Origin of the sequence: Kitasatospora griseola (assembly GCF_014648555.1) — a bacterium.
Lineage (GTDB): Bacteria > Actinomycetota > Actinomycetes > Streptomycetales > Streptomycetaceae > Kitasatospora > Kitasatospora griseola.
In genome coordinates this window covers 353,459-369,178 of sequence record NZ_BMRI01000004.1, presented here as the reverse complement: position 1 = coordinate 369,178, position 15,720 = coordinate 353,459, and the positions used below count along the sequence as shown (strand labels likewise).

Annotated in this window: 13 protein-coding genes and 1 pseudogene; 8 read left to right on the top strand and 6 right to left on the bottom strand. The window is 71.7% G+C overall.

Annotated features, from left to right (window positions below; all coding sequences use genetic code 11):
• The first annotated feature begins 78 nt into the window (after window positions 1-78).
• From IEZ12_RS07725 to IEZ12_RS07715, 3 genes are all read left to right on the top strand, one after another.
• A complete protein-coding gene (locus tag IEZ12_RS07725) occupies window positions 79-1,290 on the top strand; it encodes an MFS transporter (protein WP_229847321.1) in 1,212 nt (403 codons plus the stop codon).
• A 267-nt stretch (window positions 1,291-1,557) separates the two neighbouring features.
• A complete protein-coding gene (locus IEZ12_RS07720; RefSeq protein WP_229847320.1) occupies window positions 1,558-3,771 on the top strand; it encodes a M9 family metallopeptidase in 2,214 nt (737 codons plus the stop codon).
• Window positions 3,772-3,841: 70 nt separating this feature from the next.
• The gene (locus IEZ12_RS07715) at window positions 3,842-4,474 is read left to right on the top strand and encodes a dienelactone hydrolase family protein (RefSeq protein ID WP_043913460.1); all 633 of its coding nucleotides are present in this window, start codon (window positions 3,842-3,844) and stop codon (window positions 4,472-4,474) included.
• Between the two features lie 18 nt (window positions 4,475-4,492).
• Here the strand turns inward: IEZ12_RS07715 and IEZ12_RS07710 are convergent, their stop codons facing one another.
• On the bottom strand, window positions 4,493-5,584 hold the full coding sequence (locus tag IEZ12_RS07710) for a winged helix DNA-binding domain-containing protein (RefSeq protein ID WP_189271350.1): 1,092 nt from the start codon (window positions 5,582-5,584) through the stop codon (window positions 4,493-4,495).
• 93 nt (window positions 5,585-5,677) lie between these two features.
• Window positions 5,678-6,361: a hypothetical protein gene (locus IEZ12_RS07705; protein ID WP_189271349.1), complete on the bottom strand. Its 684-nt coding sequence runs from the start codon at window positions 6,359-6,361 to the stop codon at window positions 5,678-5,680.
• 164 nt (window positions 6,362-6,525) lie between these two features.
• Here IEZ12_RS07705 and dnaE point away from each other — a divergent pair, with 164 nt between their 5' ends.
• Complete coding sequence (gene dnaE, locus IEZ12_RS07700) at window positions 6,526-10,059, top strand: DNA polymerase III subunit alpha (RefSeq protein ID WP_189271348.1); 3,534 nt, start codon at window positions 6,526-6,528, stop codon at window positions 10,057-10,059.
• Window positions 10,060-10,125: 66 nt separating this feature from the next.
• On the opposite strand, the gene IEZ12_RS07695 is transcribed toward dnaE, so the two are convergent.
• The 3 genes from IEZ12_RS07695 to IEZ12_RS07685 all read right to left on the bottom strand — a co-directional run bounded on the left by IEZ12_RS07695 (window position 10,126) and on the right by IEZ12_RS07685 (window position 12,352).
• On the bottom strand, window positions 10,126-10,833 hold the full coding sequence (locus tag IEZ12_RS07695; RefSeq protein WP_189271347.1) for an RDD family protein: 708 nt from the start codon (window positions 10,831-10,833) through the stop codon (window positions 10,126-10,128).
• A gap of 89 nt (window positions 10,834-10,922) precedes the next feature.
• Complete coding sequence (locus IEZ12_RS07690; protein WP_189271346.1) at window positions 10,923-11,372, bottom strand: type II toxin-antitoxin system PemK/MazF family toxin; 450 nt, start codon at window positions 11,370-11,372, stop codon at window positions 10,923-10,925.
• 95 nt (window positions 11,373-11,467) lie between these two features.
• Entirely contained in the window at window positions 11,468-12,352 is an 885-nt protein-coding gene (locus IEZ12_RS07685) for a LysR family transcriptional regulator (protein WP_189271345.1), read from the bottom strand.
• Window positions 12,353-12,381: 29 nt separating this feature from the next.
• Here IEZ12_RS07685 and IEZ12_RS07680 point away from each other — a divergent pair, with 29 nt between their 5' ends.
• From IEZ12_RS07680 to IEZ12_RS07665, 4 genes are all read left to right on the top strand, one after another.
• Entirely contained in the window at window positions 12,382-13,251 is an 870-nt protein-coding gene (locus IEZ12_RS07680; protein WP_229847318.1) for a dihydrodipicolinate synthase family protein, read from the top strand.
• 148 nt (window positions 13,252-13,399) lie between these two features.
• Entirely contained in the window at window positions 13,400-14,428 is a 1,029-nt protein-coding gene (locus IEZ12_RS07675) for an aspartate-semialdehyde dehydrogenase (RefSeq protein ID WP_189271344.1), read from the top strand.
• A 128-nt stretch (window positions 14,429-14,556) separates the two neighbouring features.
• On the top strand, window positions 14,557-14,967 hold the full coding sequence (locus IEZ12_RS07670) for a hypothetical protein (protein ID WP_189271343.1): 411 nt from the start codon (window positions 14,557-14,559) through the stop codon (window positions 14,965-14,967).
• Window positions 14,964-15,419, top strand: a complete 456-nt coding sequence (locus IEZ12_RS07665; protein WP_189271342.1) for an ATP-binding protein — start codon at window positions 14,964-14,966, stop codon at window positions 15,417-15,419. Before IEZ12_RS07670 ends, IEZ12_RS07665 begins: the two co-directional genes overlap by 4 nt.
• A gap of 3 nt (window positions 15,420-15,422) precedes the next feature.
• Here the strand turns inward: IEZ12_RS07665 and IEZ12_RS07660 are convergent.
• A pseudogene (locus IEZ12_RS07660) lies at window positions 15,423-15,720 on the bottom strand (hypothetical protein); the annotation flags it as partial.

Sequence of the window (15,720 nt, the reverse complement as noted above, 5' to 3'; positions counted from 1 at the left end):
GCCCCACTGCCCGCTGTCATATCTAGTAACCGCGATATATGGATGCGACTCGCCCCGCGCTCCCCCGGAAAGACGATCATGAGAAGAAGCTCGCCGGCCGTCCTGGCGCTTGCCGTAGGTGTCTTCGGCATCATCACCACCGAGATGGGCATCGTCGGCGTGCTGCCGCAGGTCGCCTCCAGACTGAACGTCAGCCCCTCCACTGCGGGGCTGCTCGTGGGGTCCTTCGCCCTCGTCGTGGCCGTGTCCGGCCCGTTCATGACGCTCGCGGCCTCCCGCCTCGACCGTCGGGCCGTACTGGCCGCCGCCATGGGCGTCTTCGCCGTCTCGAACGCGGTCTACGCGCTCAGCACGCACTTCGCGGTGATGCTCGCCTTCCGCATCGTCCCGGCCCTGCTGCATCCGGTCTTCTTCTCGGTCGCGCTCGCGACGGCAGTGCGACTCGGCCGACCGGAGGACGCGACCCGCGCCACCGCCCGGGTCTTCGCGGGCATCACGGCGGGCTTCGCCTTCGGCGTGCCGTTCACGTCCTACCTGGCGGACCACTTCTCGCTCCAGGCCGCCTTCTGGTTCGGCGCGGCCGTCAACCTGCTCGGCCTCGCCGGCGTCCTGCGGTTCCTGCCCGCGATGCCGGCCGGCGATCGGCTGTCCTACGGCAGCCAGCTGCGGGTGCTGCGCAGTGGGCGGATCTGGCTGACCGTCATGTCGGTCGTCCTGGTGTTCGCGGCGCTCTTCTCCGTGTACGGCTACTTCGCGGAGTACCTCGGCGCCGTCACCGGAATGAGCGGCTCGCGGATCAGCGTGATGCTCATGGCGTTCGGTGTCGTCATGGTCTTCGGCAACTTCGCCTTCGCCGCCCTGCTGCGGGTCGGCGCGATCCGCACCGTGCTGCTCCTCCCGGTCCTGTTCGCCCTCGTCCAGGTCCTGGTGTTCGCCCTCGGGGCGCGGACCGCGCCCATGATCGGTCTCGTTCCGCTGTGGGCGGCCGTGCACTCCGGCGGGCTCATCGTGTGTCAGAACTGGCTGGGCCGCGACACGCAGGACGCGCCCGAGTTCGGCAACAGCCTGTTCGTCTCGTTCTCCAACCTGGGCATCACCGTCGGCACCGCTGTCGGAGGGTGGGTGCTCGCCGCGCTGGGCAGTCGGTCGCTTCCGTGGGTCGGCGTCGGGTTCGCCCTCGCCGCTCTGGCGGCCGTGGCGCTGCGCCTGACCTGGGACCGGCAGGCCGGCGCGGCGGCGGACCGGGGCGCACCGGCCGTGGACCGCGGTGCCCCGGCGACGGTCCGCTGAGGGCGGGCCCGGGTTTCCGGCGCGGATGCGGCGATGGGGGCCCGGGCGTCAACTCCGGGATTATGCGGGGCAGTTGATCCGGCCGCGGGGGGTTCCGGCGTGAGATGACATGTGCAATTGTACATGTCACCGGTCGTCGAGCGGTTCTCCGGCGGCCGTCCCCCACCCCCCGCCGCGCCCCCCAAACGCGGCGGCACATCGGCCCGGAGGCCCCACGTGCGAACCTTCCGGATACCGTTCGCGTCCCCCGCGCGAACGTTGAGTCTGTTGCTCTCCTTCTGTCTGGCCCTCGGATTCCTGGCCGCTTTCGTGCCGGGCGCCCGGGCGGCCGCCGCCGCCGCTCCCACCGGCGACCGGCCCGCGAAGGCGTCGAAGTCGGCGCCGCGCAGCACCGAGGCGGCCGAGCGCCGCAAGGACTCCGACCGCGACCTGCGGTCGGACGCCAGCAAGCGCCCGCCGGTCGCGGTCAAGGGCGAGCCGGAGCAGGCCAAGTCCCTTGCGGCGGCGGCCGCGTGCAACGTGTCCGACTTCACCGGGAAGACCGGCGCCGCGCTGGTCGCCCAGATCAAGTCCGCCACGGTGGACTGCGTCAACTCGCTGTTCCTGCTCAAGGGCAACGACGCGAAGCTGGCGTTCAACGAGGCGCAGATGGTGAGCGTGGCCAATGCGCTGCGCGACGTCTCCGCCGGCTACCCGGGTGACGACTCGACCTCGGCCACCCAGATCGTGCTGTACCTGCGGGCCGGGTACTACGTGCAGTGGTACAACGCGGACGTGGTCGGCCCGTACGGCGCCAACCTGAAGTCCGCGATCGAGGGCGGGCTGGACGCGTTCTTCGCCGCCCCGCACTCGCAGGACGTGACGGACGCCAACGGCGCCACGCTGGGCGAGGCCGTCACCCTGATCGACAGCGCGGCCGAGAACGCCCGCTACCTGTCGGTCGTGAAGCGGCTGCTGAACGGCTACAACAGCGGCTACGACGCGTCCTGGTACATGGTCAACGCCGTCAACAACACCTACACGGTGCTCTGGCGCGGCCACCAGAACAGCGACTTCCTGCCCGCCGTCCAGGCGGACCCGAGCGTGCTCGACACCCTCCAGTCCTTCGCCACCCGCAACAACGGGGTGCTCGGCGGGACCAACGACTTCCTGGTCTCCAACGCGGGCCGCGAACTCGGCCGGTTCCTCCAGTACCCGGCCCTGCAGGCGAAGGTCCGGCCGCTGGTGAAGAGCCTGCTGGACCAGAGCAGCATCACCGGACGGACCGCCTCGCTGTGGGGCGGCCTCGCCGAGATGACCGACAGCTACGACAAGGCGAACTGCGCCTACTACGGCACCTGCGACCTGGCGAACCGGCTGAAGGCGGCGGTGCTGACCGTCAACTACACCTGCAGCCCCAGCATCCGGATCGTTGCGCAGGCGCTGACGGCCGACCAGCTGAACACCGCCTGCACCAGCCTGAAGGGCCAGGACGCGTACTTCCACGGCGTGGTCCGGGACAACGGCGCGGTCGGGGGTGACAACAACACCACCATCGAGGTGGTGGTGTTCCACTCCAGCAGCGACTACCGGACCTACGCCGGAACCATCTTCGGGATCTCCACCGACAACGGCGGCATGTACCTGGAGGGCGACCCGGCCGCGGCCGGCAACCAGCCGCGGTTCGTCGCCTACGAGGCCGAGTGGGTCCGCCCCGCCTTCCAGATCTGGAACCTCAACCACGAGTACACCCACTACCTCGACGGCCGGTTCGACATGTACGGCGACTTCGACGCCGGCATGACCACCCCGACCGTCTGGTGGGTCGAGGGCTTCGCCGAGTACATCTCCTACTCCTACCGGGGCGTCGAGTACACCGACGCGATCACCCAGGCCGGGCTGCACACCTACCCGCTCTCCACCCTGTTCGACACCACCTACGACAACGCGGACCAGACCCGGGTCTACAACTGGGGCTACCTGGCGGTCCGTTACATGCTCCAGTCGCACCGCAGCGACATGGACGCGGTGCTCGCCAAGTACCGCGCCGGCGACTGGAACGGCGCCCGGACGATCCTGAAGACCACCATCGGCACCCGGTACGACGCCGACTTCAACAGCTGGCTGACCGCCTGCAACGCCGGCAACTGCGGCGCCACCGTGCCGACCACCCCCGAATGCACCGGCGCCGACACCCGGCAGCTCGGCCAGAACTGCCGCCGCTCCGACGTCGCCGCCACCGTGAACAACTACGCGTACTTCTACCTGTGGGTGCCGGCCGGCACCACCAGCCTGACCGTCACCGTCTCCGGCGGCACCGGCAACGCCGACCTGTACTACAACGGCGCCAACTGGGCCACCACCGGCTCGTACACCGCCAAGTCCGCCAACAGCGGCAACACCGAGACGATCACCGTCGCCAACCCGCCCGCCGGCTACAACTACGTCAGCCTGTACGCCCAGCAGGGCTTCAGCGGGGCGTCCGTCAGCACCTCGTACTGACCCGCGCACCCGAACGGCCCGGCCCACCCACCGGTGGGCCGGGCCCCGGTGCGTTCCGGGATGGGAGATCATGGACGGTCGAGCACCGAGCACCAGCACCGAGGAGCCACCCGTGGCCGAGATCGTCCTGTTCCACTCCGCGTACGGCCTGCGCCCCGCCGTGCACCGGGCCGCCGACCGGCTGCGCGAGGCCGGGCACACCGTGCACACCCCCGACCTGTACGAGGGCCGGACGTTCGACGAGGCGGAGGAGGGCATGGCGTACCGCGACGAGGTCGGCAACGACGAACTGCTGCGCCGCGCCGTCACCGCCGTCGCTCCGCTGCTGCCCGCCAAGAACGGGCTGGTGTACGCCGGGTTCTCGCTCGGCGGGTCGCTGGCGCAGAACCTGGCGCTGGCCGACGAGCAGGCCCGCGGGCTGCTGCTCCTGCACGGCACCTCCGACCTGCGGGAGGACGCCGCCACCGGCATCGCGGTGCAGCTGCACGTGGCCGAGCCGGACGCGTACGAGTCCGAGGACTGGCTGAACACCTGGTACCTGCAGATGACCCGGGCCGGCGCCGACGTCGAGGTGCACCGCTACCGGGGCGCCGGGCACCTGTACACCGACGCCGAACTGCCGGACTACGACGCCGAGGCGGAGGCCCGGACCTGGGCGGCCGCGCTGGACTTCCTCGCCGAGCTCGACGAGCAGCAGGACTGACCGGACCGGCTCCGGACGTCAGGACGCGAACACCACCGCCAGGCCGGTCGCCCTCGGCTCCAGGAACGCCAGCAGGCGCTCGCCCTCCGCGACCAGCTCGGGCCGGGCTCCGTGCTCGACCAGCGGGGTCAGGGTGAGCTGCGCCGCGCCCCGGGTGCAGGTGTGGCTCCACAGCCCGGCGACCAGGCCGTCCACCAGGTAGGAGGCCAGCAGGGTGCCGTTCACCGCCCGGTAGACCTGCGGCTGGAGCGCGGCGGGCAGCATCCGGGTGCGGTCCGCGTGCGACAGCAGCGCCGCGTCCCACTTGGGCAGGAACCGCACCGGCAGGACGCGGTCCGCCGCGCCGATCGGCGGCGCGTCGGGCAGGTCCAGCAGCTCCCGGCCGTCCTCGGCCCGGTACGTCGTCAGCTCGCCCAGCTCGGCCAGCGCCGGATCGACCTGGCGCAGCGTCAGGCCCGCGAAGTGCGCCAGGTCGGCGCGCGAGGCCGGCCCGAACGCCGCCAGGTAGCGGCGCGCCAGCCGGGCGGTGGCGGCCGGCTCCGGCGGCAGCTCGCCCGGCCACAGCACCAGCTGCGGCTTGCCGTGCGCCCGCCAGTGCCCGGACGGGGCGACGTGCACCAGCGGCAGCAGCGCCCGCGCGTAGTTCAGCAGGTCGTCGGTGCGGACCCGGCCGCCGGAGATCTCCGTCACCTGCTCGCGCAGCTCCTGCGCGCTGCGCGGCACTGCGGCGAACTCCCGCAGCCGGGCGTCCAGTTCGGCCTCGTCCAGGCCCGCCGTGCGGTGCCGGCCACGCAGCGAGACCAGCCACTGGCGGCGCCAGGCGGCGGCCAGGTGGCCGTAGTCCTCGCCCGGCACCAGGTGCAGGGTGCCGCGCATCAGCGTCGACTTCACCACGCTGCCGTCCCGCAGCGCCGCGTCCAGCTGCCCGGTGGTGAAGCCCGGCAGCCGGGACCAGAGCGCGAGGTGCGGCGACGGCGAGTACTGCGCCTGCAGCGCGGCCAGCCGGCGCACCCCGTCCGCCGCCGACAGCGGCTCGGCGCGGTCCAGCAGCTGCCGCTCGAAGGAGCAGACCGTCAGCTCGCGGGCGGACAGCGTACGTGCGGCGGGCATCGCCGGATCTCCTCTCGTCCCCGTCGGCCCCCGGGATCCGGCGGGCCGACGGCGGGCACCCTAACAACCCGTCAGGACAGTCGGCCGGGGCGCTCAGACGGACGGCGGCATGGGCGGCGCGGGCGGCACGGGCGGCGGCGGGGGGAATCCGTACCCGGCGCCGGGGGCACCGGCGGGCGGCTGCGGGGGCCGGTACCCGGTGCGCGCGGGGCCGTACGGGCCCGGGACCGTGGCGGAGGGCGCGGGGCCGTACGGGCCCGGGGCAGCGGGCGGGTACGGGGACGGGAAGGGAGGCAGCGCCGGAGCCGACTGCTCACGGCCGACAGCCGCGATCAGCACGACGACCAGGGCGAGTACGACGTCGACCAGCAGCGTGGCGGTGAGCAGCATGTCGACGATGTCCAGGCGCAGGATGCTCTCGTTGAGGAGCAGCACCGTGATCAGCGCGGTCGCCGAGCCGTAGCCGTTGACCGCCAGGACGGCGACCGCGCCCGGCCTGGCCCACCGGCGGCCGTTGACCGCGCCGAAGGCCAGCACCAGCGCGGTGACCACCAGCGCCGTGTCGTAGCCGGTGAAACTGACCTGGGCGGGCACCCAGTACCGGGCGTCGACCGGCACCCCGAGGGCCGCGGGCAGGTAGTTCACACCGCTGCGACTGAGGTCGTAGCCGAGGATCGCGAGCTTGATCGCGACCTGCACCAGCAGCAGGAAGCCGATCGCGGGCAGTCCGCGGCCCCCCGGGCGCGGGTTCGACTGCAGTGGTTGGACGAAGGCCATGGCGGGTCCCCTCCCGTAACCGTGCGGTGGATCGGAGGTTAGCGCTTCCACGTCCGGAGGGGGACTAGACTCGGATCCGCGATCCCGGAAGCCGTGGTCCGAGCCCTGGTGGTGGCTCGGGCCTTACGTGTTTCAGCCCCCCTCAGGACCCCGGAGGCCCCGCCTTGAGCGATCAGCCGTATGCGCACCTGCACGTCCACACCGAGTACTCGATGCTGGACGGCGCCGCCCGGCTGAAGCAGCTGTTCAAGGAGGTCGATCGGCTGGGCCAGACCCATGTCGCGATGACCGACCACGGCAACATGTACGGCGCGGCCGAGTTCCACAAGCAGGCCACGGCCGCCGGCATCACCCCGGTGATCGGCATCGAGGCGTACGTGGCGCCGGAGTCCCGCTCCAACACCAAGCGCATCCTGTGGGGCCAGCCGCACCAGAAGAAGGACGACGTCTCCGCGTCCGGCGCCTACACCCACAAGACCATCTGGGCCCGCAACAAGGAGGGCCTGCACAACCTCTTCAAGCTGACCTCCCGCTCGTACGCGGAGGGCTGGCTGGTGAAGTGGCCCCGGATGGACAAGGAGATCATCGCCGAGCACGCGGCCGGCCTGATGGCCACCACCGGCTGCCCGTCCGGCGTGGTGCAGACCCGGCTGCGGCTCGGGCACTTCGACGAGGCGCTCAAGTCCGCCGCCGAGTACCAGGACATCTTCGGCAAGGAGAACTACTTCCTGGAGCTGATGGACCACGGCCTCGACATCGAGAAGCGGGTCCGCGACGGCCTCCTGGAGATCTCCAAGAAGCTGAACATCCCGCCGGTGGTCACCAACGACTCGCACTACACCACCGAGGGCGACGCCGGCGCGCACGACCTGCTGCTCTGCGTCCAGACCGGCAAGAACCTCTCCGACCCGGACCGCTTCCGGTTCGACGGCACCGGCTACTACATCAAGTCCGCGGCCGAGATGTACGCCCTCGACTCCTCCGACATCTGGCAGGAGGGCTGCCGCAACAGCCAGCTGCTGGTGGCCTCCCGGGTCGACACCGAGGGCATGTTCAAGTTCAAGAACCTGATGCCGCGGTTCCCGATCCCGGAGGGCTTCGAGTCCGAGGCGGACTTCTTCAAGTCCAAGGTCTGGGAGGGCATGGACTGGCGCTTCCCGGGCGGCTACGACGAGGAGCACAAGAAGCTCGCCGAGTACGAGATGGACACCATCATCCAGATGGGGTTCCCGGCGTACTTCCTCGTGGTCGCCGACTTCATCATGTGGGCCAAGAGCCAGGGCATCGCGGTCGGCCCCGGCCGTGGCTCCGCGGCCGGCTCGCTGGTCGCCTACGCGATGGGCATCACCGACCTCGACCCGATCCCGCACGGCCTGATCTTCGAGCGCTTCCTCAACCCCGAGCGCATCTCCATGCCCGACGTCGACATCGACTTCGACGAGCGCCGGCGCGGCGACGTGATCCGCTACGTGACGGAGAAGTGGGGCTCCGACAAGGTCGCCATGATCGTCACGTACGGCACCATCAAGGCGAAGGCCGCCATCAAGGACTCCTCGCGCGTCCTCGGCTACCCGTACGCGATGGGCGACCGGATCACCAAGGCGATGCCGCCGGACGTCATGGGCAAGGGCATCCCGCTCTCCGGCATCACCGACAGCTCGCACCCGCGCTACGGCGAGGCCGGCGAGATCCGCGGCCTGTACGAGAGCGACCCGGACGTCAAGAAGGTCATCGACACCGCGCGCGGCATCGAGGGCCTGATCCGCCAGCCCGGCGTGCACGCCGCCGGCGTCATCATGTCCGCCGAACCGCTGACCGACCACATCCCGGTCTGGACCCGGCACACCGACGGCGTCACCATCACGCAGTTCGACTACCCCACCTGCGAGGGCCTCGGCCTTCTCAAGATGGACTTCCTCGGCCTGCGCAACCTGACGATCATGGACGACGCCGTCAAGGCGATCGAGAAGAACAAGGGCATCAAGATCGAGCTGCTCGATCTGCCGCTCGACGACAAGCCGACCTACGAGCTCCTCGCCCGCGGCGACACCCTCGGCGTCTTCCAGCTCGACGGCGGCCCGATGCGCTCGCTGCTGCGCCTGATGAAGCCCGACAACTTCGAAGACATCTCCGCCGTCCTCGCGCTGTACCGCCCGGGTCCGATGGGCGTCAACTCGCACACCAACTACGCGCTGCGCAAGAACGGCCAGCAGGACATCACGCCGATCCACCCGGAGCTGGAGAAGCCCCTGGAGGAGATCCTCAAGCCGACCTACGGCCTGATCGTCTACCAGGAGCAGGTGCAGAAGGCCGCGCAGATCCTGGCCGGCTACTCGCTCGGCCAGGCCGACCTGCTGCGCCGCGCGATGGGCAAGAAGAAGAAGGAGATCCTGGAGGCCGAGTTCGTGCCCTTCCAGCGGGGCTGCCGCGAACACGGCTACTCGGACGCCGCGATCCAGGCCGTGTGGGATGTCCTGGTCCCGTTCTCCGGCTACGCCTTCAACAAAGCCCACACCGCCGGCTACGGACTGGTCTCCTACTGGACGGCCTACCTCAAGGCCAACTACCCGGCCGAGTACATGTCCGGCCTGCTCACCTCGGTCAAGGACGACAAGGACAAGTCCGCGGTCTATCTCAACGAGTGCCGCAAGATGGGCATCCAGGTGCTCCCGCCGGACGTCAACGAGTCCGACGCCGACTTCACCCCGCACGGCAGCGACACCGTCCGGTTCGGCCTGACCGCCATCCGCAACGTCGGCGGGCCGGTGGTGGAGTCGATGATCCGCACCCGGAAGGCCAAGGGGAAGTACACCTCCTTCCCGGACTTCCTGGACAAGGTCGAGGCGGTGGTCTGCAACAAGCGCACCGTCGAATCGCTGATCAAGGCCGGCTCCTTCGACTCGCTCGGGCACACCCGCAAGGGCCTGACCGCCCAGTTCGAGCCGATGATCGACAACGTGGTCTCGATCAAGCGCAAGGAGGCCGAGGGCCAGTTCGACCTGTTCGGCGGCGACAGCGTCTCCGACGAGCCGAGCTTCGGCCTGGACGTGGTGTTCTCCGAGGAGGAGTGGGAGAAGTCCTTCCTGCTCACCCAGGAGCGCGAGATGCTCGGCCTGTACGTCTCCTCGCACCCGCTGCACGGCATCGAGCACGTGCTCGCCGACAAGGCCGACTGCGCGGTCGCCGACCTCGCCGAACGCCCCGACGGCACCATCGTCACCATCGGCGGCATCATCTCCGGCCTGCAGCGCAAGATGACCAAGCAGGGCAATGCCTGGGCGATCGCCACCGTCGAGGACCTGGCCGGCTCCATCGACTGCATGTTCTTCCCCGCCAGCTACCAGCTGGTCTCCTCCCAACTGGTCGAGGACGCCGTGGTGTTCGTCCGCGGCAAGCTCGACAAGCGGGAGGACGTGCCGCGGCTGATGGGCATGGAACTCGCGGTGCCCGACCTGTCCAACGTCGGCGCGCAACTCCCGATCGTCATCACCGTGCCGGAGAACAAGCTCACCCCGCCGATCGTCGGCCGGCTCGGCGAGGTGCTCAGCAGCCACCGCGGCAGCACCGAGGTGCACGTCCACCTGCGCGGGCGGACCAGGACCGTGGTGCTGCGCCTCGACCGGCACCGGGTGAAGTCCGACCCCGCCCTGTTCGGCGACCTCAAGCAGCTGCTCGGGCCGAGCTGCCTGGCCGGCTGACCGGACCCCGATCACGCGAAGAGCCCCTGCGGAACTCCGCAGGGGCTCTTCGCTGTTGACGCGGGCTCAGTTCTCCTTGACCACCACGGTCTTGGCGAGCTTGTCGTGGAAGGTCTGCTGCAGCGGCTTGTCCCACAGCTGCGACAGGCCGTTGACCAGCACCACCAGCGAACCGATGAACGGGACGATGTACGGGCCGCCCCAAACCGCGGCCCGGGTCCACAGCTCGTTGTCGGTCGGCCGCGCGCCGGTGGCCACGCTGACCACCCGGAGCTTCATGACCTTCTTGCCGACGGTCTGGCAGTGCTGGGTGCTCATCATGACGCCGTCGTAGACGACGTAGGCGACCGCCAGCAGCGCGAAGTAGCCGAAGCTGAACAGGCCGAAAGCCAGGTTGGCCACGACCCCGATGACGACACCGAGGATCAGACCGTCGATCAGCCGGGCCACGAAGCGGTCCACCGGCGTGGCCAGCACCCGGGTGCCCGGCACCGGCGGCATGCCGGGGCCCTGGGGCGCGCCGAGCCAGCCCGGCCACTGGCCCTGCGGGGCGCCGTAGCCCGGCTGCTGCCCGTAACCCGGCTGCTGGCCGTAGCCCGGCTGCTGCCCGTACCCGGGCTGCTCGCCGTAGCCGGGCTGCTCGCCGTAGCCCGGTGCGGGCGGCGGCGGGGGCGGGGCGCCGTAGCCGCCGTTCGCCGGCGGCTGCTGCTGACCGTACGGGTTCTGGCCGTACGGGTCCTGCGGCCCGTAGCCAGGAGGAGTGTTGCTGCTCATGCGTCCGACTCCAGGTCAACTGTTGGGGATCCTGGTGCCGTTGTACCCGGTCCGGGGCGAGCCATGGAAGACGATCCGACAATCGTTACTCAGTGCCAGCCGTAACGGTGCCGCAACGAGTCCACCACCAGCTGGAAACGGTCCCGGTCCAGGGCGCACGCCTCGCGCCGCATCCCGCCGTCGTGCACCCGGAACACCCGGTCCAGGGCCACCCAGGAGTCCCGCCCGCTGCGGTCCCACGGGCCGGCGCCGAGCGGCACCCAGTCCGGGTCCTGGTCGTGGCCCTTGCTGGACAGCATCACCGTCAGCAGTGAGCCGGACCGCTCCCGGGCCACCACCAGCACCGGGCGGTCCTTGCCGCGGCCGTCGTTCTCCTCGAACGGCACCCAGGTCCACACGATCTCGCCCGGGTCCGGGTCGCCGTCGGGGTCCGGCGCGTACGCGGTGTGCACCGACCCGACCCGCTCGGCCGCGATCTCCACCGTGGCCTCGGCGCCGAACCGGCCGGGCTGCTCCGTCTGCTCGTTCAACTCATGCATGGCGGAAGGCTATCGACCGCATCAAGCCCCCACGCCGGGCCGCCGACGGGTGGGCGCCGCGGAGGCGGCGCAGTGGTGCGCGGGCCGAACGGCCGTCAGGCGGCGCGCAGCTCGGCCGGAACCGCCGCGTGCAGGGCCGCCGCGAACGCCGCCACCGCCGGGTGGGCGGCCGCGCCCGCGCGGAAGGCGGTGCGGGTGCGGCGGTGGATCGGCAGGCGGGTCAGGACGACGTTCGGGGGGCAGTGGCCGGTGCCCAGGTGGGGGACCAGGGCCACGCCCTGGCCGGCGGCCACCAGGGCGAGCTGGGCCGCGAAGTCGTCCACCCGGTGGCGGACCCGCGGGCTGAACCCGGCGGCCTGGCAGGCGCGTCGGGTGAGTTCGTGGCAGAGCGTGCCGGGCGGGGCGGAGATCCACGGGCTGTGCCGGTGGTCGGCGAGGGCGCCGGCGGTGCGGGCCGCCAGGTACATCGGCTCGGCGAACACCGGGCCGGTCAGCGTGATGCCCTCCTCCGGCTCGCCCGGCACCAGGTCGTACTCGTGCACCAGTGCCAGGTCCAGTTCGCCCGCGCGCAGCGCCGCCGCCACCCCGGCCGGGTCCACCTCGCTCACCATGGCCTCCAACTCGGGGTGCCGGGAGGCCAGTTCGGCCAGCGCGGCCGGGACGAGGGCGCGCACCGCGGACGGGTAGGCGCCGATCCGCAGCGGGCCGGCCAGACCGCTGCGGGCGTGCGCCAGCTCGGCGTCCGCCCGCTCCAGCAGCTCCAGCACCGCCTCGGTGTGCCGCACCAGGTTCCGCCCGGCCGGGGTCAGCGCCACCCGCCGCCCGGTCCGCTCCAGCAGCGGCACCCCCGCCTCCCGCTCCAGCACCGACAGCTGCTGGGACACCGCCGAAGGACTGAACGCCAGGGCGTCCGCCACCGCCGCGATCGTCCCCAGGTGGGCCAGTTCGCGCAGCAGCCGCAGTCGTCGCACATCGAGCATCGGCTCAGCTTACGAGAACCATCGGAAATGTGAACTGGACCCGCACGGTCGGCGCCCGGCAGGCTTCCCCCATGGAACTGCACGGCATTCACGTCCCGCTGGTCACTCCCTTCACCGCCGACGGCGACCTCGCCCTCGACGCCCTGGAGCAGCTGGCCCGCGACAGCCTGGACGCCGGCGCCGCCGGACTGGTCGCCCTCGGCACCACCGGCGAACCCGGTTCCCTCACCGACGCCGAACAGCACACGGTGATCGAACTCTGCCGCCGCGTCACCGCCGAGTACGGCGCCGTGCTGACGGTCGGCGCCGGCCACGGCGGCACCGCGCGGACCGCCGAGGCGCTCGGCCGGCTGGCCGGCCGGGCCGACGCCGCCCTGGTCGCCGTCCCCGCGTTCGTCCGGCCCGGCGAGGCCGGGGTGCTCGCCCACTTCCGGGCGCTGGCCGCCACCAGCCCCGTGCCGCTGGTGATCTACCACATCCCCTACCGCACCGGGCAGCCGCTGAGCGCCGACACCCTGCGGGAACTGCTCGCCCTGCCGCAGGTCGCGGGCCTGAAGTACGCCCCCGGCGGCATCGACGAACAGGCCGTCGCCCTGCTGGCCGCCGGCCCGCGCGGCGTCCTGGCCGGCGACGACCTGTTCCTGTCCCCGCTGCTCGCGCTCGGCGCCGACGGCGGCATCCTGGCCTCCGCGCACCTGGAGACCGCCCGCTTCGTCGCCCTGCACCGGGCCTGGGCCGACGGTGACGTGCCGCTGGCCCGGCGGCTCGGCGCGGAACTGGTGGAGGTGTCCCGGGCCGCGTTCGCCGGACCCAACCCGACCGCGCTCAAGGCCCTGCTGCACCGTGCCGGCCGCATCCCCACCCCCGCGGTGCGGCTGCCGCTGCTCGCGCACGAGTGACGGATCCGCGCAGGATTTCCGGCCCGCGGACGCCCTGACGAAAGGGATTGCCGCGCTGGACGGCAGGCGTTCACGCCTTGGGACGCCTCCGCGCACACCCGCTCTGACAAGGCATGATGGCTTTGCACAACGTAGGAGGAGGAGACGGATGAGGATCGGCATCGTAGGAGCCACCGGTCAGGTCGGCGGCGTGGTCCGCGAGATCCTGGCGGAGCGTGCCTTCCCGGTTGAGCAGCTGCGGCTGTTCGCCTCGGCCCGCTCGGCAGGGCGCACGCTGCCCTGGAAGGACACCGAGGTCACCGTCGAGGACGCCGCCACGGCCGACTACCGCGGCCTCGACATCGTGATCTTCTCCGCCGGCGGGGCGACCTCCAAGGCCCTCGCCCCGAAGGTCGCCGAAGCCGGAGCCGTCGTCATCGACAACTCCTCCGCCTGGCGCCGCGACCCCGAGGTCCCGCTGGTCGTCGCCGAGGTCAACCCCGAGGCGATCGCCGAGCGTCCCAAGGGCATCATCGCCAACCCGAACTGCACCACCATGGCCGCGATGCCCGTCCTGCGGCCGCTGCACGGCGAGTCCGAGCTGCTCTCCCTGGTGGTCTCCACCTACCAGGCGGTCTCCGGCTCCGGCCTGGCCGGCGTCTCCGAGCTGCACGAGCAGGCCCGCAAGGTGGTCGAGGACGCGACCGCGCTGGTCCACGACGGCGCGGCCGTCGAGTTCCCCGAGCCCGGCGTCTACAAGCGGCCCATCGCGTTCAACGTGCTGCCGTTCGCGGGCGCGCTGGTCGACGACGGCAGCAACGAGACCGACGAGGAGCAGAAGCTCCGCCACGAGAGCCGCAAGATCCTCGGCATCCCCGAGCTCAAGGTCTCCGGCACCTGCGTGCGCGTCCCGGTCTTCACCGGTCACTCCCTCCAGGTCAACGCCCGCTTCGCCCGCCCGCTCACCCCCGAGCGCGCCACCGAGCTCCTGGCCTCCGCCCCCGGCGTCGTCCTCACCGATATCCCCACCCCGCTCCAGGCCGCCGGCCAGGACCCGAGCTACGTCGGCCGGATCCGGGTGGACGAGACCGTCGACAACGGCCTGTCGCTGTTCCTCTCCAACGACAACCTGCGCAAGGGCGCCGCACTCAACGCGGTGCAGATCGCGGAGCTCGTCGCGGCGGAGCTGCGCGGCTGACGGCCCGTCCGATCTCCGGGGCGCGGGAGGCGGAGAGCCTCCCGCGCCCTTTCGCTCGCCCGGGGTCCTCGGAGGCGTCTACGCTTCGTCACGGGGAGTGCAGGACAGCCGAATCGGGGCGGGTGCAGATGAGCGCGGAGATCGTCCAGCTGGTCGAACAGGCGGGCCCGTACGTGGCCTCGGCCGTCGGCGCGTACGGCACGGCCGTGCTGACGCGCGCGGAGGACGCGGCGGTGGACGCCACCGCGAACCTCGGACGCCGCATCCTGCAGGCCGTGCTGCGGCGCCGACCCGGGCAGGCCGCCGAGTTGGAAGGGGCCGTCGACGACGCGGCCGCCGACCCGGACGACGCCGACGCGGCCGCGGCGCTGCGCCAGCAGCTGAAGCGCGCACTGCGCGAGGACGCCGAACTGCGGGCGGAGCTCGCCGGGTTGCTGCCGAGCGGGGGGATCACCATCACCGCGTCCGGCGAGCGGTCGATCGCGGCGTACAGCATCGGGACAGTCAATATCGACAACGGACGCTCCGGCACGCGGTGAGTCCGGAAGCCTTCGGCGAGCGGTCGGTCGCTGCCGGGTGGATCGGCGCCGCCGTCACCGGCGACGTGATCGGCCTGCCCGCCGAGATCCTCAACGCCGCCCGCGACGTGCAGGCCCCGCCCGGACTGGCCAACCTGCCGCCCGCGCCGCGGTGCCTCGGCCGGGAGGCCGAGCTCGCCCGGCTGCACGAGGTCGGCGACACCGCGATCATGCAGGCGTCCACCGTGCACGGGCTCGGGGGCGTGGGAAAGACCACCCTGGCGCTGGCGTACGCGCACCGGTACCGGCACGCGTACAGCGTGGTGTGGTGGATCAACGCGGACTCGCCGACCCGGATCGTCTTCGAGGCCGTGGTCGCCCAGTACGAGCGGACGCTCGGCGGCACCCATCCCACCATCGTGGCCGTGCGCGACCACCTCGCTCGGGCCCGCCGCCGAGCCGACACCGGGTAGCCGCTACTGCCCCGGGTGCGCCGCCGTGCCGTCGACCGTGATCGGGAGCTCCTCCGACGTCGCGCCGCCCGTCCACTTGTCGCCCGGGGAGTACCACTGGTACGTCCCCGAGACGTGGGCGGGCAGTTGCATCGACACCCGGCCCTCGCCGTCCGTGTCGACCACGGCGATGGTGGTCCAGACGTGGGAGTCGGCGGGGCGGAACTGGAGGTAGACGGCGGTGGCCTGCTGGGGGATGTAGCCGTGCTCGTCCCACATGGCGCGTTGCAGGCGGGCCTTGAGCTGGACGGGCTGGTCGGGG

What these genes read in the sequence shown, in the direction of transcription:
- IEZ12_RS07725 (WP_229847321.1), top strand. Translation starts at nt 79, where the DNA reads ATGAGAAGAAGCTCGCCGGCCGTCCTGGCGCTTGCCGTAGGTGTCTTC.
- IEZ12_RS07715 (WP_043913460.1), top strand. Translation starts at nt 3,842, where the DNA reads ATGGACGGTCGAGCACCGAGCACCAGCACCGAGGAGCCACCCGTGGCC.
- IEZ12_RS07710 (WP_189271350.1), bottom strand. Translation starts at nt 5,584, where the DNA reads ATGCCCGCCGCACGTACGCTGTCCGCCCGCGAGCTGACGGTCTGCTCC.
- IEZ12_RS07705 (WP_189271349.1), bottom strand. Translation starts at nt 6,361, where the DNA reads ATGGCCTTCGTCCAACCACTGCAGTCGAACCCGCGCCCGGGGGGCCGC.
- IEZ12_RS07695 (WP_189271347.1), bottom strand. Translation starts at nt 10,833, where the DNA reads ATGAGCAGCAACACTCCTCCTGGCTACGGGCCGCAGGACCCGTACGGC.
- IEZ12_RS07690 (WP_189271346.1), bottom strand. Translation starts at nt 11,372, where the DNA reads ATGCATGAGTTGAACGAGCAGACGGAGCAGCCCGGCCGGTTCGGCGCC.
- IEZ12_RS07685 (WP_189271345.1), bottom strand. Translation starts at nt 12,352, where the DNA reads ATGCTCGATGTGCGACGACTGCGGCTGCTGCGCGAACTGGCCCACCTG.
- IEZ12_RS07675 (WP_189271344.1), top strand. Translation starts at nt 13,400, where the DNA reads ATGAGGATCGGCATCGTAGGAGCCACCGGTCAGGTCGGCGGCGTGGTC.
- IEZ12_RS07670 (WP_189271343.1), top strand. Translation starts at nt 14,557, where the DNA reads ATGAGCGCGGAGATCGTCCAGCTGGTCGAACAGGCGGGCCCGTACGTG.